Genomic DNA, 18196 nt, shown 5'->3' on the forward strand with positions numbered 1-18196 from the left:
GGCGTAAATTTATCGCTAACGACTCACTATGGAAGTTCCGCGTCTCCATCCCGATACTGTCGAAGAGGTAAAACAACGGGTTGACATTGTGGATGTCATTGCCGACTATGTTGTGCTCAAAAAACGGGGCAAAGATTATCAAGGTTTATGTCCCTTTCATGATGAGAAAACCCCTAGTTTTAGTGTTAGTCCAGTTCGGCAGATGTATTATTGCTTTGGCTGTGGGGCAGGGGGCAATGCGATTAAGTTTTTGATGGAATTAGGCAAGCGTTCCTTTAGTGATGTGGTGCTAGATTTAGCCCAACGCTATCAAGTTCCCATTAAAACCCTAGAGCCGGAACAAAAAAAAGAATTACAACGCCAACTCTCTCTTCGCGAACAACTGTATGAAGTCTTAGCTGTTGCCAGTCATTTCTATCAACATACTTTGCATCAGCCCCAGGGAGAAAAAGCACTCAACTATCTTTATCAAACGCGGGGATTAACCGCAGGAACGATTCAACACTTTCAATTAGGTTACGCGCCTGATGGTTGGTCAACCCTTTATCGTTATCTCGTTGAACAAAAACATTATGCAGTGGCTCTAGTGGTCGAAGCGGGCCTGATTAAACCCCGTAAAAATAACGATGGTTACTATGATCAATTCCGCGATCGCCTGATGATTCCCATTGCGGATAGTCAAGGTCGAATTATTGCTTTTGGCAGTCGAACCTTGGGCAGTGATGAACCCAAATATCTGAACTCTCCCGAAACGCCGTTATTTAATAAAGGAAAAACTCTTTTTGGTTTAGATAAGGCAAAAAACAGTATTCAAAAAAGAGATAAAGCGATTATCGTAGAAGGCTATTTTGATGTTATTGCCCTTCAATCTGTTGGAATTACGAATACCGTTGCCGCTCTGGGGACGGCCTTAAGTCAAGAGCAAATTAGATTATTATTACGTTATACCGATTCTAAACAAATCATTTTTAATTTTGATGCTGATAAGGCAGGTGTCAAAGCAACTCAACGGGCGATCGCTGAAATTGAACCGTTGGTCTATAGCGGTCAGGTCAATTTAAGGATTTTAAACTTACCCGCCGGCAAAGATGCGGATGAGTTTTTAAAAGCCAGTAGTCAGGCGGTTGAAGAATACGAAAATTTAGTTAATAACGCGCCGCTTTGGTTAGATTGGCAAATTCAGCAATTACTCATTCATAAAAATCTTAAGCAAGCTGATCATTTTGAGCAAGTCGCTCAGGAAATGCTGAAATTATTAAACCAGCTTGAGGATGGCAATAAACGTACCTATTATCTGCAAAAATGTGCAGAAATTCTGAGTCAAGGAGATACACAAACTCTATCGATTCAAGCTAATAATTTATTGAGTCAACTGAAAAAAGGTTCCTCTATCATAGCTAGGCGGCCTATCCAAACATCTAAAAAAATAGAGAAAATTTCTCAAGAAAAGACTCGCCTAGAAATCGCTGAAGCCTTGTTATTAAGACTTTATCTACACTGTCCAGATTGTCGTACTGAAATCACTGAACTATTAGAAAGCAAAGATTTACTATTTAATTTTTATCCCCATCGTTTTCTGTGGCAAAAAATTCAAGAGATCCAAACCGATTTTCCTTCCCTAGCCGATCCCGACAATCAACTCCTTTCTCGCTTACAGGATATTGCTTTACTGTTTCCCGAATCTATGCAGCCTACTCAATATCTTTTTCATCTTAATGAAAAAACCAACGAAGATCTTTCCCGTCCCTCCCTTCACGTTTTAGATGCGATCGCCGTTTTAGAAATAGCTGTCTGGGAAAATTACTCTCAACACTGCCAGAAACAATTACAGGAATTTCATCAACGTCAAGCTACTGAAGGGAGTCAATATTATTGGCAGGAATTGAAAAAAGCTAAGGATAAAATAGAAACCTTAAACAAAGAACGTCTTAATCATAAACCCTCCGATTTTTAATACTTTTTTAGACGGATTGACAGGTTTCGACAAACACAATTTCTTTCTAGGTCTCAATATTGGTCAGTTTAAATCCCATTTGGCATTCATAAAGAATAGGCTGATGACTATCCACTGGCCTAACCGCATTACCACACTGAAGTCGCCCTGGTTGCCAGCGAGGTAATCCCTGTTGATCTGCCAGCAAACATCCCTGGCAAACTTGCCTTGCAGAGAAGACTTGTTCTTCATTAAGGATGACTAACATTAGACCTCTTGCAAATTCAAGAAAGTCCCCCTTTTTAAGGGGGATTTAGGGGGATCAAACGCTATTGTGCAAGACATCTATTATGTGAATTCGCGTTGCTTTTAGTCCATCCCTCTTATCCTAGAGCTTGCGGTGACTCTTTGTCAGTATTTGATGATACTTCACTCATTCTCCATTGGGGTTGCGTCATACTAGAGTATATGCTTTTCAATACCTAGGGCTTGCTGAAAAAGTCAAAAAACGAAAGAAATGTGGGTTAGGGAAGTATGGACTGAAAAAGCATAGATAACTTATCCTTATGGAAACAAATCAAAATACAGATTTTGTTTAATCTATTGTTCCTTTCTGTCTAAAAAGGTCAACACAAATCACTCCTCACAAAAGAGAGGAAAATTAACACCATTTTTCACAAGAAAAACGACTCTACAACTTTTTACTTTTTGTCTTCTGAAGTAGAGTAGAAAGATTCATTACCAAAAAGTTCATCGCAATTACCGTTTCCGAGGTCTCAGGTAGTTTGGCCATCACTCGACCAAGACTAAATTTCCTCTTTCCCTGTCCGAATTTACCCTCAATGGCATTACGCACTCTTTCATCTGAGCGTGCCTCTTTCTTTTTTTCTTTGCTCACCTCTTTCGGCGGTCTTCCCAATCGGGGACCACTCATTCTTATATCCCTTTCTTTACAATAAGCTCGATTCGCTTTTGTTCGATAGATTTTATCCACATGAACCGATTCCGGATAACATCCTGTTTCCCTTTTATATTCTTCTATTCGCGCTTGTAAATCTCCCGATTCGTTGTAATTATCCCAACTTAATTTGTCTAAGAAGACAAAGCCATTCACATTACTTGCCGATATTTTAGCTCCAAACTCTACTGCTTTTCCCGCTTTTCCACGCACTATTGGACGCACGTGAGGTTGGCTTACACTCACAATTCTGTTTTCTACTTTATTTGTCTTTTTTTCATACATTTCTAACTGTTGCTCATACACTTTTCCTATCGTTACAAGCTCTTCTTGCTCTTTTTTCGTTAGTTTTTCTAACTTTGCTCCCTCTTCTATCATTTTTTCTATATGAGACAAGTTTCTTTTTATATATCCTAGTTGTTTTTTTGTTCCTTTTCTTCTTTCTTTTTTTGACACACGACGTTTTTTTGCTATGGCTAAGTACTCTTTTCTTGCCACTTCCCTATAAGTCCTCGGCTTTTCTTTCCTTTTCTCTTTTATTTCTTCATACAGCTTATCTATTATTTTTTCTGTTTTTTCTCTGGCATCATTCAATATTCCTATATCCGTTGGATATTTTATATCTGCTGGTGTACAAGTCGCATCTAACAATAACTTTCCTTCATTTTCTTTTTTTTCTGACGCTACACCCGTCGCTTTTTTTCTATTTCTTTATTAATTTTATTTATTAATTCCATTCCTATTTTTTTACGAAAATGAACCATCATTGACGCATTAAATGCTTCTTTGCTACTATAGCTTTCCATTCCTATAAAGTACTGTAAATAAGGGTTCTCTTTTATTTGTTCTACTGTTTCTCTGTCACTTTTTCCTGAAATTTCTTTGATAATTAATGCTCCTAATGCCATTCTAAATGATTTGGCTGGGGCTCCTTTTTTTTCTGTGAAGTTTTTTGCATATTCTTCCTCATATTCTTCCCAGGGAATCATTTTTGACATTTCTATCCAACGATTTTCTTCGTCTAACTGCCCGCCGAACAGATTTTTCAAGTTTTCTGGTGTTTCAATTGAGTACTGTTGCTTTCGGTACATCTGCTTTCTCTCTTCTTAATGCAATGGTTTTGAGGCATTCTACCCTATTTTCGTGCATTCTAGCGGTTCTTAATTCGCCTACTATTTTTCTCCGTAAAGGTTTCAGCTTTTTTCAGCAAGCCCTACCTAGGCTCCATCACGCCTGAGTCTTTTCCCAAAATCTATGGTACTATACAGAGAGGAATTGTTTGAACGACAAATGCCCCACAAAACCTCAACCCTTAGTTAACGATGATTCTAAGAATAAAGACCTTGCGTGAAGAATTCGATAGTGCTGTTAGTGGTGGGTATGTGTACGGAGAAATAATACGCAAAAAACCTTTCCCTGTTTACGCTGATCTAGGTACGGAACACCCCTACGAACCATCTACCAAGGATGACCCCAATACGGAATACAAAATATTTAGAAACTGTTCTGCGTATGTAGCGGAAACAGAGGAAAAACTTGATCGCGGTGAATATGTTTCCAGTACGAAGGACACTACTGTAATCCTAAGTACAGGACAAAAAATGTAGGGAGTCGAGAAAAAGAGAAAAATTGGGTAGAGAAGGATTAAGAACAAGATGACGAAGATGGTCAAAACCAAGACGAAAAAGACTCTGCGCTAGGCGACCATGTTTCTTGAGGGGAATGGGATGAAGATGATGAATTGCTAGACCAGTTTTGAGAGACCAAGCCAAAGCTAAAGTCAGTAAAGCCAAAAGCTTACGAAGACGCTTGGGGTCAGTAAAGTGAGTAGATTCCAAGCAAAAGCCACGAGTCTTAAAGATGCCAAAAAGGGTTTCAATGCCCCAACGCAGGGCATAATCGTGAATAAGACCTTGGGAATCGGGATGTCCAATGACGATGAGTAGAGAATTATCAGGCAAGCGAAGAGCCTCTACAGAAACAGGATATCCCCAAACCCGACAACTCCCTTGAAGACGTTGAGATTCACTCTTTTGCAAGATGGGCAAAAATGACTTTGGCGGCCAAAAGCTTGCCATTGTGCTCAATCTTGTCCGTAGCCCGAATTCTCAGACAGAAAGCCAGTAGCGGTTCGAGCAGAAGATAGCGAAGCCAAGCCTGACCAATAAACTCACGGTCGCCACATAAACAACGAATCAGGGCGGTGGGAAAAATCTTGAGCATCTCCTCGATAAAACGCATTCGTTCATCACTGTTAGAATTGCCCTTTTTCTTGCTAAGCATCCACCACAAGATGGGAATGGCTACTCCTTCATGGACAATGCCGACAGTGAGGATATTATAACCATGACTGCCAAACTCCCAGGTTGTGCGGTCAATACTTAATACCCAAGGTTGAGGGATATCCAGCCAACTGACTACAATACGGGCAATGTGATGGTAATCCAGCTCAAATCCTGAGAAAAAGCGTTGTAAGCGTTTGTAATGAGAATCCACCAATGCCCGACCTTCAAAACCCAGAGCCAATTCTTTAAGGTTAACCGTTTTCACTTTGAGGAGGGCGAGTAAGAACAAGGCTAGGAAGGAGAGTCTGGCACCATGCCATCCCAAATGGGGTTTTAGGGCTTGTTTCAATGCGTTATATTGGTTCATGGGTTTTCTTACATTACGTTCATCTTCCATGAAACCCCTTTCTCGTATACTTTTCAAGCCTTTTGTCCTGTACTTAGACTGTAATCATATACTGCTAGTTTAAACCTTTACAGGAAGGACACGCCGCTTTCCCGAAGGCTTGGGCTGAGGCTTTATGTTATTGCCATGTTTCTCAAAAAATTCTTCTAATTCCTCTAACGGGAACTGCACTTCTGTTCCGTCTTTTAGCTTTCCAACGAACATAGTCTGTTTCCTTAAAATGACGATTTAAATAATCAACGACTTATGGAATCGAGACATCTACTTTCCCTGTAGTTGTCAAGCTCCTTATATCCTTATATTAAGTCTAGCTTGATTGTCAAGAAAAGTGAAATATTATCAAGAAAAGTCAAATTCTTACAGTTTCTAGTCGTTAGAGTCTTCTAACATAAAAAGAGGACACTAGATATGGTGTTCTCGGTTTGTCTGGCAGTCTTTAGATATGAATCCTAACTTCTAGAAATTTTTGATAAAAAATCTAACGCACAACAAGACTAGTTCCTATCTACTAAAATATGTTTTCGCTAAAATTAACATTGTGATCAGGGATAACCAAATGTTCCTATGAATTTTTCCTTCCCCCAAACCCGTATCTTACGCTATAATTGTCAGACTGTACCCTTATAATCCTCAAACTGTGACTGCTAAAGCCTAGACATAGTTCTATTAGCAGACTAAGAGCGACAAAACTGCCTTAATCCGACCTTATTGCTACGCACAGAGTCAGCACCCCGCACTGAAGTGAAGGCGGCTCTCTTGCCTGTAACTGAAGTTAGCTGACCAGCCTAAGTCCTTCGAGGACTACGTTATCTGAGTCAAGATACCCACGAATGCGTCGCTAGTTTGTGGCTCTATCGTCAACTATTAAACAGTTTTACGAGGGGTAAGACAGTGTAGTTGACCTAACAAGCTCAGATAACCTTGGCGAAGCGAACCTTACGTCGTACAGGATAGGCGGACTTCGGCTGAGAAGCGAGATAGGAACTGTACCTCTTCCTGTCTCCCCCTTTATGGGGAATAAATTCCCGATCTGCGTTTTTCCTCTCAGGTCTGAAGACGCTGAATTTCCAAACTCCCATCTTTTCTTATGAAAGCCCAAATCGAACCCCGCTTTGACTACGTAAAAATTGCGATCGCTTCTCCTGAAAGAATTCGTCAATGGGGAGAAAGAACCCTACCCAACGGAATGCTGGTCGGTGAAGTAACCAAACCAGAAACCATCAACTACCGCACCCTCAAGCCGGAAATGGATGGTCTGTTTTGTGAAAAGATTTTTGGCCCCTCGAAAGACTGGGAATGTTGGTGTGGAAAATATAAGCGCGTCAGACATCGGGGCATTGTCTGCGAACGTTGTGGTGTGGAAGTCACGGAGTCGCGGGTACGTCGTCATCGTATGGGCTTTATCAAATTAGCAGCCCCCGTCACCCACGTTTGGTATCTCAAAGGTATTCCCAGTTATCTCAGCATTCTGTTGGATATGCCTTTACGGGATGTGGAACAGATCGTTTATTTTAATGCCTACGTGGTTCTCAATCCAGGCAACGCCAGTAATCTGCAATACAAACAATTACTGACGGGAGATCAATGGGTCGAAATCGAAGACCAGATCTACGCTGAAGATTCTGAACTCTCTGGCATCGAGGTCGGTATTGGAGCCGAAGCTATTCAACGGTTATTGGAAGAACTGGCCCTAGAAGAAGAAGCAGAACGTTTGCGGGAAGAAATTCTAGCCAGTAAGGGTCAAAAACGGGCCAAGCTCATTAAACGCTTGCGGGTAATCGATAACTTTATCGCCACCAATTCCCTACCGGAATGGATGGTACTCAGTGTGATTCCTGTTATCCCCCCCGATTTACGCCCGATGGTGCAATTAGATGGGGGTCGGTTTGCCACCTCTGACCTCAATGATCTCTATCGACGAGTGATCAACCGCAATAACCGTCTAGCCCGCTTACAGGAAATTTTGGCCCCTGAAATCATTGTCCGTAACGAAAAACGGATGCTGCAAGAAGCGGTGGATGCCCTAATTGATAATGGTCGTCGGGGTCGTACCGTCGTCGGAGCCAATAACCGTCCCCTGAAATCGCTGTCGGATATTATCGAAGGAAAACAGGGTCGTTTCCGTCAAAACCTTCTGGGTAAGCGGGTTGACTATTCGGGACGTTCCGTCATCGTCGTTGGGCCAAACTTAAAAATTTATCAGTGTGGTCTGCCCAGGGAAATGGCGATCGAGCTATTCCAACCCTTTGTTATTAACCGTTTGATTAAACTCAATATTGTCAATAACATTAAGGCCGCCAAAAAATTAATTTTGCGTAACGATCCTCAAGTCTGGTCGGTGTTAGACGAAGTGATCACGGGCCATCCCATCATGCTGAACCGTGCGCCAACCCTTCACCGTTTGGGGATTCAAGCCTTTGAGCCAATTCTGGTAGAAGGTCGAGCCATTCAACTTCATCCCCTGGTTTGTCCCGCCTTTAACGCTGACTTTGACGGAGATCAAATGGCGGTACACGTTCCTCTGTCCTTAGAATCCCAGGCAGAAGCTCGATTACTGATGCTGGCTTGTCATAATGTGCTTTCTCCAGCTACGGGACGGCCCATTGTGGCTCCTTCCCAGGATATGGTTTTAGGCTGTTACTATCTCACTGCCACCAATCCTAAGACCCAGTTGGGAGAAGGACGCTACTTTGCCAATCTTGAAGATGTGCTCAAAGCCTATGATCAGGGACAGTTATCCCTCCATGCCGCCATTTGGGTTCGCCATAAGGAGACCGATGTCGTCACTGAAAAACCAGATAATGAGGTGATAAAAACAGAAACCCTAGAAGATGGTAGCGTTATGAAGTACTATCGCGAACGGAAAACAAGGGAAACGGCTACGGGAGAATTACTTGCCCAGTATATTTACACCACGCCGGGACGGATTATCTACAATAAAACGATTCACGAAGCCTTAGCGGTTATGGTTTAATTGGCCAGAAAGCGATGTTAGCAAGGGTTTGGAGTGCTTCTCTGATTGGCATTGAGGCTGTCAAGGTAGGGGTAGAAGTGGATGTATCGGGAGGATTGCCTTCGATTACGGTGGTCGGTCTTCCTGATACGGCTGTTCAAGAATCCCGCGAACGGGTTAAGGCGGCCCTCAAAAATGCGGGGTTTGCTTTTCCAGTGCGTAAAATCGTGGTGAATTTAACCCCTGCCGATCTTCGTAAGGAAGGCCCTAGTTTTGATTTGCCCATCGGTGTGGGCATTTTAGCGGCTTCAGAACAGATTGATCCCCAATTGTTAGGGGACTTTATGTTTCTGGGAGAAATGTCTTTAGATGGTAGTTTGCGATCTGTGGCTGGAGTGTTGCCGATCGCCGCTACAGCCCAGAAGTTAGGGTTAAAGGGCATTGTGGTTCCCGTTGATAATGCCCAGGAAGCGGCAGTGGTTAAGGGCATTGAAGTTTATGGATTCAAACATATCGGGGAAGTAGCCCAGTTTTTGGCAGAGCCAAACCAACATCAGCCTGTGCAAAAAGATGCGTTAACTGAATTTCGGCGATCGCCTTTACTGTTAGCGGATCTCAAGGATGTCAAGGGTCAAAATCATGCCCGCAGAGCCTTAGAAATTGCGGCGGCCGGAGGTCATAACTTGATTTTTGTAGGGCCGCCTGGCAGTGGCAAGACCATGCTGGCCCGACGTTTGCCCAGTATTTTGCCGCCTTTGGCCTTCGATGAAGCCCTAGAAGTGTCTCAGATTCATTCGGTGGCCGGATTATTAAAAGAACGGGGTTCCCTAATCCAAGCCCGTCCCTTTCGCAGTCCCCACCATTCCGCCTCTGGCCCTTCTCTTGTGGGTGGTGGCAGTTTTCCGCGACCAGGTGAAATCTCCCTTGCCCATCGTGGCATTTTGTTCCTAGATGAACTAACCGAATTTAAGCGCAATGTCTTGGAATTTTTACGTCAACCCCTAGAAGATGGCTTCGTTACCATTTCTCGTACTCGTCAATCGGTCATTTTTCCGGCTCAATTTACCCTGGTTGCGAGTACAAATCCCTGTCCCTGTGGCTATTTTGGTGATCCTATTCAAGCCTGTTCCTGTTCGCCTCGTCAACGGGAGATGTATTGGGCTAAGTTATCTGGCCCCTTAATGGATCGCATTGATCTACAGGTGGCGGTTAATCGACTGAAACCTGAAGAAATGACCCAACAAAGTCAGGGCGAAACCTCCCAATCCGTTCTAGAACGGGTCAACCAAGCCCGCGATCGCGCCCAAAAACGTTTTCAAGCTCAGGGGAAAATTGTCTGTAATGCAGAAATGCAGGCTAATCATCTGCGCCAATTTTGTCCCTTGGATGATGCTAGTCGTAGCCTATTAGAAGGAGCCATTCGTAAATTAGGACTATCGGCTAGGGCAATGGATCGAATTTTAAAAGTATCGCGGACGATCGCTGATCTGGCTCAATCTGACCCAATCCAAAGTCATCATCTAGCTGAAGCAATCCAATATCGCACCCTAGACCGTTTTAACTAAGTACGGTCATAGGTTGTGAATTTAAAAAAGAGGAGATAATATAAGAAAGAACAACAAAAACGAGTTAAAAGATTAAGAAGTGATTAAGCTAGAATTCACAAAATAAAGACGAAAAACTTTTAGGTTCTTCTGGCTATGCGGTAGAAGATGTATAATAAGACACAGTATATGAGGATGACATCAATGTTATTTTTTCTGGAAAATCTCCCTACCTGTAAATAATTCGTTGATAGATTATCCTGTGAAACGGTACGATAGGGCTTTCGAGCTCGCGTCAGATGTAATCAACGAAAATTTTACAGCAAGAAAAATGCTATAGCATTAATCAATTAAGCGGTGAATATCATCATTCAGTCCAATTAACACCATAATCATACCTCTATAAAGTCTTTCTGTCGGCATAGGATTAATTTTAAATTTCTCTTCATTCCCGATCGCTAAAATACTCACGCCATAATGTTGACGAATATTTAATTCAGCTAGGGTTTTATTACAAAACTGATCAGGAACCATCACTTCAACAATGCTATTTTCGGGATCGAGTTGAAAACGATCCACAATAGAAGGCTTGGTGAGACGATAGGCTAAATCTCGACCGGCATCCTGTTCTGGGAAAACAATTAAATCAGCCCCTAAACGTTTAAGAATTTTCTCGTGGGTTTCGGAAGACACTTTGGCAACCACATATTTAACACCGCCTTCCTTCAAATTGAGCACGGTAATAATACTCTCTTTGAGGTAATTTCCCACGGCCACAATTACCGTTTCAAATTCAAATATTCCAGCCTCTTTCAGCGCATTAACATCAGTAGAATCTAAACAGATAGCATTACTAACTACCCTCGCTGCTAATGCTTCAGCCACTAATTTTTCATCTTGATCAATACCTAGCACTTCATAGCCATTCTGATGTAAAGTGTCACAAACGGCTCTACCAAAACGGCCTAGACCAATCACCGCAAATTGACGGTTAACTTGACGAAGAAGATTAAAAAGAGTTTTAGTTTTCATTCACTTAAGTGTTAATTAACCGATTAACAAATTCTCTTCTGGATATTTGATCATACTGGGACGAGGATCTCCCAAAATCGCTGCCATTAATAAAATAACACCAACCCGACCAATATACATGGTCGCAATGATGACGAACTGGGAAAAGGCAGATAAACTGGCGGTAATTCCCATCGATAAACCAACCGTTCCAAAGGCAGAAACCACTTCAAATAGAATAGCGATCGTATCTAGAGCGGAAGGGAGTCTAGTTTCAACAAAGGCAATTAAGCTGGTGGCAATAATCACGGTCATGGCCGAGCCAAAAACAACCGCGATCGCCTTGAGAATTAGGGGCATAGGAATAGTACGACGGTAAATAATTACTTCTTCATTACCCCGTAGGACAGAACGAGTGCAGACCGCTAAAATACTTAAGGTAGTGGTTTTAATTCCTCCTCCCGTTCCGCTAGGACTGGCCCCGATAAACATTAACAACATGGTCATCAAGAGAGCATTAATTTCTAGTTTACCATTGTCAATGGTATTAAATCCGGCGGTGCGAGTGGTGACGGACTGAAACCAAGCCGCTAATAATTTATCCTTCCCATTAAAATCGGCGATCGTTTCGGGATTTTTATATTCGATAAACAGGAAAGCGATCATCCCCAAGACCAGTAAAATTAGGGTAGAGCGGATCACCACTTTAAAATTAAGGGAAAAATTAAAGCGTCGGCCTTTGCCAAATTTAAGGTTAGTTAGCCAGAGATATAATTCAATAATTACCTGATAGCCAATGCCACCAAAAATGATCAGTCCGGTAATCACCAAATTGACGATTAGGGAATCATAGTAACCCATTAAGTTATCTTTAAAAAGACTAAAACCAGCATTATTAAAAGCACTAACACTATGAAAAATTCCCAGCCAGAGAGATTCCCCTAAATTATAGCTTTGAGCAAATTTATAGGTGAGAAAAAAAGCTCCTGTCAATTCAAAAATCAGGGTAGTGGCAATAATTGACTTGACTAAATTACGACTGCCCTGCAAAAAGGGTCGATCAAAAGATTCTTGAATCGCAAACTTCTGCTGAAGATCAAACCTTCGGCCAATCAACAGCATTAAAAAAGTCGTTACCGTCATATAACCGAGTCCTCCAACCTGAACCAATAGCAATAAAATTAACTCTCCCCAAAAGGAAAAGTAACTATTGGGATCAACGACTGCTAAACCCGTCACACAAACGGCGGAAGTGGACATAAAAAGTGCCGTTAAAAAACTGCCCCAGGTGCCATCGGTAAGAGAAAAGGGCATCATTAAAAGCAAAGTTCCTAGTCCAATTACTGCCAGGAAACCGAGGCAAATGGTTCGAGAAATCGTCATCTCTAGGAAATCAAATGATTAAGGGTTAGGGAAGTATGAGTTTGGGCAAGAATATCGGTATAAAGTTTTTCCAGGCAATTAATATTTTCCGTAAAAGTATAACGTTCTAGGACTCGTTCTCTGGCTTTCCGTCCCAGTAATTCCGTGATTTCAGGATGATCTCGGAATAGAGGTAAAAGGGTTTTTAATTGAGTGGTGACACCCTGGGTGCTCAAAATGACACCGGCTCCAGATTCTAGGACTTCACCGTCAGCCCCGGCATCGGTAGCCAGACAAGCGGTTCCACAGGCCATTGCCTCTAACAGAGATAGGGAAAGGCCTTCGACAAGGGAGGGTAAAATGAAAGCATCAGCCCCCCGCAAAATTTGAATGCGAGTATCCTCATCGGCAATAAAGCCTAGCCAGTGAATTCCCTGTTCGATGCCATAGGAAGGTTGCAAGGTAGATTTAAGTAGGCCATCACCGACGATCAAGAGCTTACAATCATTTCCCAGATCAGACGCTTTCCAGGCTTTCAAGAGGGATTCAATATTTTTTTCGGGGGCGATTCTGCCGAGATAGACAAATAAGCGTTTAGCCTGATATTGGTTTTTAATCTCAGAGAAGCCTGGAGAATATTTATCAATATCAACACCATTGGGAATAATAATTAATTTCCGTCGAGGTACACCCAGTTTAACTAATAGATTGCGTTGCAGATGGGAAAAAACAATAACTTTATCGTATTGAGCTAGAAAAGGAGCATAGAGTTGATAGGTTAAAAATTGAGTACTAGAAGAAAGATTGCGAAGTTTACTATCAAAGGGTGGATGAAATGTCGCTATCAGAGGAATTTCCAGTTCTTCACAAATTTCCGGTAAACGAAAATCGAGGGGAGACAGAGTTAGGGAAGCGTGAACCAAATCAGGCTTGAGTTTTTGTAATGATTCCGTTAGAACCTTACTGGATTTAGGGGTAGGAATGGTATAAATAGTGGATTTGAAAAGAAAAGGCAGTAATACTTCTGGACAATCTGGCCAATCCGTATCACCGGAATCTTCCTGGGCAAAATGTAAAAAACTAACCCGATGTCCTCGGTCTAATAACGCATTGGTTACTTCCCGACCATAGGTTACATTTCCGCAAAATGGAGATTTTTTCCCCAACCAAGCAATGTGCATTGAGTTAACCGCAAGTTAAAATTGACTAATTATTTGGGTTGATTGAATAATTGCTCATCTTAGGGCAAAATCGCTACCAGAAACCATCTCATTCTCCCTGGCTTCCGATAGCGATCGCGGTATTGTCGGTTTAAGCACTTATTTAAGCACTTAAGAGACTACTCATGGCCCGACCCATATTGGCGGGTTTAAGGGCATCGATCGCCGCCGTCGGTTCATAGCCACAGTGAACCATACAGTCCGCGCATTTCGGATTGCCACTGGTATGGCCATAATTATCCCAATCGGTTTGATCGAGTAATTCCTGAAAACTCTGATAGTAACCTTCATTGAGCAGATAACAGGGCTTTTGCCAACCGAGAACGCTATAGCTAGGGCTCCCCCAAGGGGTACATTCATAATCCCTATCTCCCATCAGAAAATCTAAAAAGAGGGGATTATGGTTAAAATTCCATGGTTTTTGTCCTGTTCTCCAGGGAGCTAGAATGTCTCGGAAGAGGGCGCGGGTCTGTTCCCGTTGTAGAAAATGTTCTTGATCGGGGGCCCATTCATAGCTATAACCAGGGGAAATCATCATGCCATCGATGCCCAGGGTTTGCAGAAAATCGAAAAATTGCTGTACGTCTGCCGGCTTGGCCCCTTGAAAAACGGTAGTATTGGTTGTCACCCGAAATCCTTTGGCCTTGGCCACTTTAATGGCCGCGATCGCCTTATCAAATATTCCTTCTCGATCAACACAGCGATCGTGTTCTTCCCGTAGGCCATCTAGATGCACACTAAAGGTTAGGTAGGGCGAAGGCTCAAATTTATCCAGACTTTTTTCCAAGAGGATCGCATTAGTACAAAGATAAATGAACTTCTTACGGGCGACCAGTCCCCGCACAATTTCATCAATCTGAGGATGTAGTAACGGCTCTCCCCCAGGAATGGAAACAACGGGAACACCACATTCCTCTACTGCCGCAAAACAGGCTTCTGGGGACAAATTTTGTTTCAGAATTTCTGTCGGGTGTTGAATTTTGCCACAGCCCTGACAAGCTAGATTACAGCGAAATAGCGGTTCTAACATTAACACTAGGGGAAACCGCTTGCGTCCCTTTAAACGTTGGGCCACAATATAACTGCCAACCACTAGGGCCTGCTTTAACGAAACAGCCATTTAACGCCTCTCACCACAATATTTCTCGCCATTATAGTCGCTTTAACGCGATCGCACCGCTAGACCTGCTGTTTGCAGCAATTCCAAATTCAAAACTTGATAGCTCTGAAAATCTTACACCAAGAGGACTTTACAATTCTTGACAATTTGGTGAATCGCTGAAACGACGCAAAATCGTTCTGAATTTATTTTTGCTGTGCTGTTTGTCTTCATTTTGGTATTTTAACAAGAGAGTTTTTGATCTGTCTTAGTATTTCTAGGGGAGGGTGTGATACCAACAACACTACGATTCTAGCTTGATCGCTGTCTTAATTATTGATGATTTAAAAGTGCAAAAGTGCGATCGCGCTTGGCTGACAATGGGTTTTGATCGTAATCTTGTATTTTTCGCTAAAATCGGTACAATAGGGAAAAATTAGAGTTGACGGTTATGCCAGAAGAAGAAGCTAAAAAGGAAGAAACTAAGTCTGAAAAAGAAGAGGATGTGATCGCTCTTCCTGCTCAAGCTAAGACACAAAAATGGCTGAATACCGCGACTATCACCCTAATTCAGTGGTTTCCTTTGGGCAGTAGCGGCTGGTTATTGGTTTCCTTTATTAAAGATTCCCAAATCATGCAAGCTCTGATTACCTTTCCCCTAACAGGTTTAGCAGTGGCTTGGGCCGCCTATAGCAAGGGTTTTCTCGCAAAATTACAGACGCTTTATGAAAGTCGAGGAGATAAGGATGCAGAAAGTTTAGTCAATTGGCAAGACAAGCTGGATCAGTCCGTAAAATGGCAATTGGCGGGAACAGAAGATAAATATTTGCGTTGTCAGGGCAATGAGGTTGATTTCTCTCGCACGGAGGGTTTAAGTACCTTTAAGCCGTTATTAAAAGATGTTTTTGTACCATTAGAATTAAGTGGCACTGCCTGGCGATCGCCCGATGGTCACGATTTACCGATGCCTGGCGGGTTTTCCCAAAAAAGTATTCAGGAATTTCTCCAAAACGCCGATCAACTGAGGATTTGGGATATTTTGAAACGTAGTCCCCAGGAATCCATCTATCGCAGTATGGTGATCCAAGCCTGGGGCGGTTACGGCAAAACGACCCTATTGCGTCATATCACCTATATTTACTGCCAAAAACTGTATGGTCAGCCTCCCTACAAAGCTCCTAAATTATTGCCCGTTTTATTAGATTTTCGGCAATGGCAGAAGGTGATTCTCGAAGAAAAACCTGATTTACCGACTTTAATTGAAAAATACCATCTTCCCCACTTGCCAGGCGGAAAAGAGGTGAAACTCCCACCAAATTGGGCTAAACATTGGCTCAGTCAAAAGGATGGAATGTTGGTCATGTTTGATGGGTTTGATGAGGTCAAAGAGCAGGGAAAAGAAGGTGAAGAAAAACCCCGTTCTCTGGTGAGTCGGTGGGTCGGTCAACAGATGCGGGACTATCCCAATGCAGTGTTTATTTTAACCTCACGTCCTGCGGCTTACCGTTTAGATTTTGATCCCGAATTAAAGTTCAATTTGTCCTTTTATATCAAGGGTTTAAATGCCGATCAACGGGAACGATTTATCCAATGTTGGTATCTCAGCCGCGAAAAACATTTTAGTGCTGACCCTAATCATCCTGCGGTTGCGACGGAAGCCTATCGAAGAACGCAAGATTTATTACAGCAATTAACCAGTCGTCCCGAATTAGAAGATTTAGCAAAAAATCCTCTGATGTTGGCAATTATTGTCAATTTACACGCGAGTTATGATGGCGCGAGTCTTCCCGATCGCAGGGTTGATCTCTATCGAGCGATTATTCGTCTCCAACTCGGCGATCGCCCGTTAGCAAAGAAAATTGATCTGTTGTTACCCCTCCAAGATAGCCAACGAGTGTTACAGCAACTCGCTTTATTTATGGTGCAGGGAACCCTCAGTCGCATTGAGGAGCGTTCATTATTAGCTCAATTGCAAAAAGGGTTGGATTTTCTGGATTCGACAGTGGAAAGTGCGGAATTTTTAAAACAAATGGAAGAAGTCAGTGAACTTTTAGTCAAAGTTGACCATGAGTATGAATTTGCCCATCGTCATTTCCAAAGTTATCTATCAGCCTGTGAAATTATTGATGCAAATCAGGAAAGTTTATTGTTAGCAAATTGGCAAAAAACAGAATGGAAAGATACGATTTTAATGTATGCTAGTTTAGCAAATGCTACTCAATTTATTACGAATTTATTGGAATTTGAAGAACAAGCCGCGAGGGATTTAGCCTATGAGTGTTTTAAATGCTTAAAGGCGGCTAACCGTCGTATCGATTCTCGTCTAGAGCAGCAAATTCAAAAAGCAACTGATTTTGAATTAACTGGCGATGATATTAATTCAATAACTGTTAACATGACGAATGCTAACGAGATCCAATTCCGATCTCTTGATTGGTTAGTTCAAAATACTCTTTATCAACAATTGGAAACTTTTTTGAAAAATGGTCAATGGAAAGAGGCTGACAAAGAAACAGACCGCCTAATGCTACAAATAGTGGGCAAAGAACTTGATCAATATTTAGATATGCAGGATATTGAAAACTTTCCTTGTAATGAATTACGAACTATTGATAAGCTTTGGTTTGACTTTAGTGATGGTAAATTTTCCTTTTCAACACAAAAACAAATCTGGTTAGACTATGGGGGAATTCCGAATGAGCATGATTGGAATATTTATAGTAAATTTACTGAAAAAGTAGGTTGGCATATTTCAACGAAAAAAGAGGAATGGTTAAAAGAAAATGAAGATATTCTTTTTTCAATTGATCATTTATTTGCACATTATCCTTTCCTATTTCTTGCTAAAGGAAGAGATATGAGGGCAGGAGCAAGAAAATCTATGGGAATTGCTTTGTTTTCTCGTGATGACTTGATACATCCTCGCTATTACCAACTTGAAATATTTCTAAAAAATGGCCGATGGCGCGAAGCGAATGAGGAAACGACGCGGTTAATGTTGCTAATCGCCAAACGTGAAGATGAAGGCTGGCTAGATGTAGAAAGTATTGAAAAGTTTCCCTATGGGGAGTTACGGACGATTGATAAGCTCTGGGAAGATTACAGCAAAGGTAAATTTGGCTTTTCTGTGCAGAAAAAAGTCTGGATGGATTGCGGTGGTGTCCCTGGGGAGTATGATTATGAGGCGTATAAAAAATTTGCTGACCAAGTGGGTTGGCGTAGGGGCGGAGACTGGTTGAGCTATGATGAGCTAACTTTTTTGAGGAAGGGTAGTAAACACGCACACCTACCTTTTCCATTAACTACAAGGGGAAGTCAGTGGTTGGTTTATGGAAGGGATTTCTCTTTTCTCGCGCAGCGACTTGTAACCTGTAGCCTATCACAGATCGAAGAATTTTAAACCAGAAAAAAGCCCCCCTTATCAA

The 18196-nt window shown here is 42.1% G+C and carries 9 protein-coding genes and 2 pseudogenes; 4 read left to right on the top strand and 7 right to left on the bottom strand.

Features of this window, described 5'->3' with window-relative positions:
• The first annotated feature begins 28 nt into the window (after window positions 1–28).
• A complete protein-coding gene (gene dnaG, locus KA717_34775; protein UXE60626.1) occupies window positions 29–1954 on the top strand; it encodes a DNA primase in 1926 nt (641 codons plus the stop codon).
• A gap of 46 nt (window positions 1955–2000) precedes the next feature.
• Here dnaG and KA717_34780 read toward each other — a convergent pair whose 3' ends face one another.
• The 3 genes and pseudogenes from KA717_34780 to KA717_34790 form a co-directional block, all read right to left on the bottom strand.
• Window positions 2001–2201: a hypothetical protein gene (locus KA717_34780; GenBank protein UXE60627.1), complete on the bottom strand. Its 201-nt coding sequence runs from the start codon at window positions 2199–2201 to the stop codon at window positions 2001–2003.
• A 444-nt stretch (window positions 2202–2645) separates the two neighbouring features.
• Window positions 2646–3982, bottom strand: a pseudogene (locus KA717_34785) (IS5 family transposase).
• Window positions 3983–4474: 492 nt separating this feature from the next.
• Window positions 4475–5543: pseudogene (locus KA717_34790) on the bottom strand (IS4 family transposase).
• A gap of 1126 nt (window positions 5544–6669) precedes the next feature.
• Here KA717_34790 and rpoC1 point away from each other — a divergent pair.
• The gene (gene rpoC1, locus KA717_34795) at window positions 6670–8556 is read left to right on the top strand and encodes a DNA-directed RNA polymerase subunit gamma (GenBank protein UXE60628.1); all 1887 of its coding nucleotides are present in this window, start codon (window positions 6670–6672) and stop codon (window positions 8554–8556) included.
• A gap of 14 nt (window positions 8557–8570) precedes the next feature.
• Complete coding sequence (locus tag KA717_34800) at window positions 8571–10100, top strand: YifB family Mg chelatase-like AAA ATPase (protein UXE60629.1); 1530 nt, start codon at window positions 8571–8573, stop codon at window positions 10098–10100.
• Between the two features lie 321 nt (window positions 10101–10421).
• Here the strand turns inward: KA717_34800 and KA717_34805 are convergent, their stop codons facing one another.
• The 4 genes from KA717_34805 to hpnH form a co-directional block, all read right to left on the bottom strand.
• Window positions 10422–11111, bottom strand: coding sequence for a TrkA family potassium uptake protein (locus KA717_34805; GenBank protein UXE60630.1), 690 nt, complete (start codon window positions 11109–11111; stop codon window positions 10422–10424).
• A 15-nt stretch (window positions 11112–11126) separates the two neighbouring features.
• Window positions 11127–12473: a TrkH family potassium uptake protein gene (locus tag KA717_34810; protein UXE60631.1), complete on the bottom strand. Its 1347-nt coding sequence runs from the start codon at window positions 12471–12473 to the stop codon at window positions 11127–11129.
• Window positions 12474–12475: 2 nt separating this feature from the next.
• Window positions 12476–13633, bottom strand: a complete 1158-nt coding sequence (locus KA717_34815; protein ID UXE60632.1) for a glycosyltransferase family 4 protein — start codon at window positions 13631–13633, stop codon at window positions 12476–12478.
• A 142-nt stretch (window positions 13634–13775) separates the two neighbouring features.
• Window positions 13776–14792, bottom strand: a complete 1017-nt coding sequence (hpnH, locus tag KA717_34820) for an adenosyl-hopene transferase HpnH (protein ID UXE60633.1) — start codon at window positions 14790–14792, stop codon at window positions 13776–13778.
• 430 nt (window positions 14793–15222) lie between these two features.
• Here hpnH and KA717_34825 point away from each other — a divergent pair, with 430 nt between their 5' ends.
• On the top strand, window positions 15223–18171 hold the full coding sequence (locus KA717_34825) for a GUN4 domain-containing protein (GenBank protein ID UXE60634.1): 2949 nt from the start codon (window positions 15223–15225) through the stop codon (window positions 18169–18171).
• The last annotated feature ends 25 nt before the right edge of the window (window positions 18172–18196 follow it).

This window comes from Woronichinia naegeliana WA131 (assembly GCA_025370055.1).
GTDB classification, from domain to species: Bacteria; Cyanobacteriota; Cyanobacteriia; order Cyanobacteriales; family Microcystaceae; genus Woronichinia; species Woronichinia naegeliana.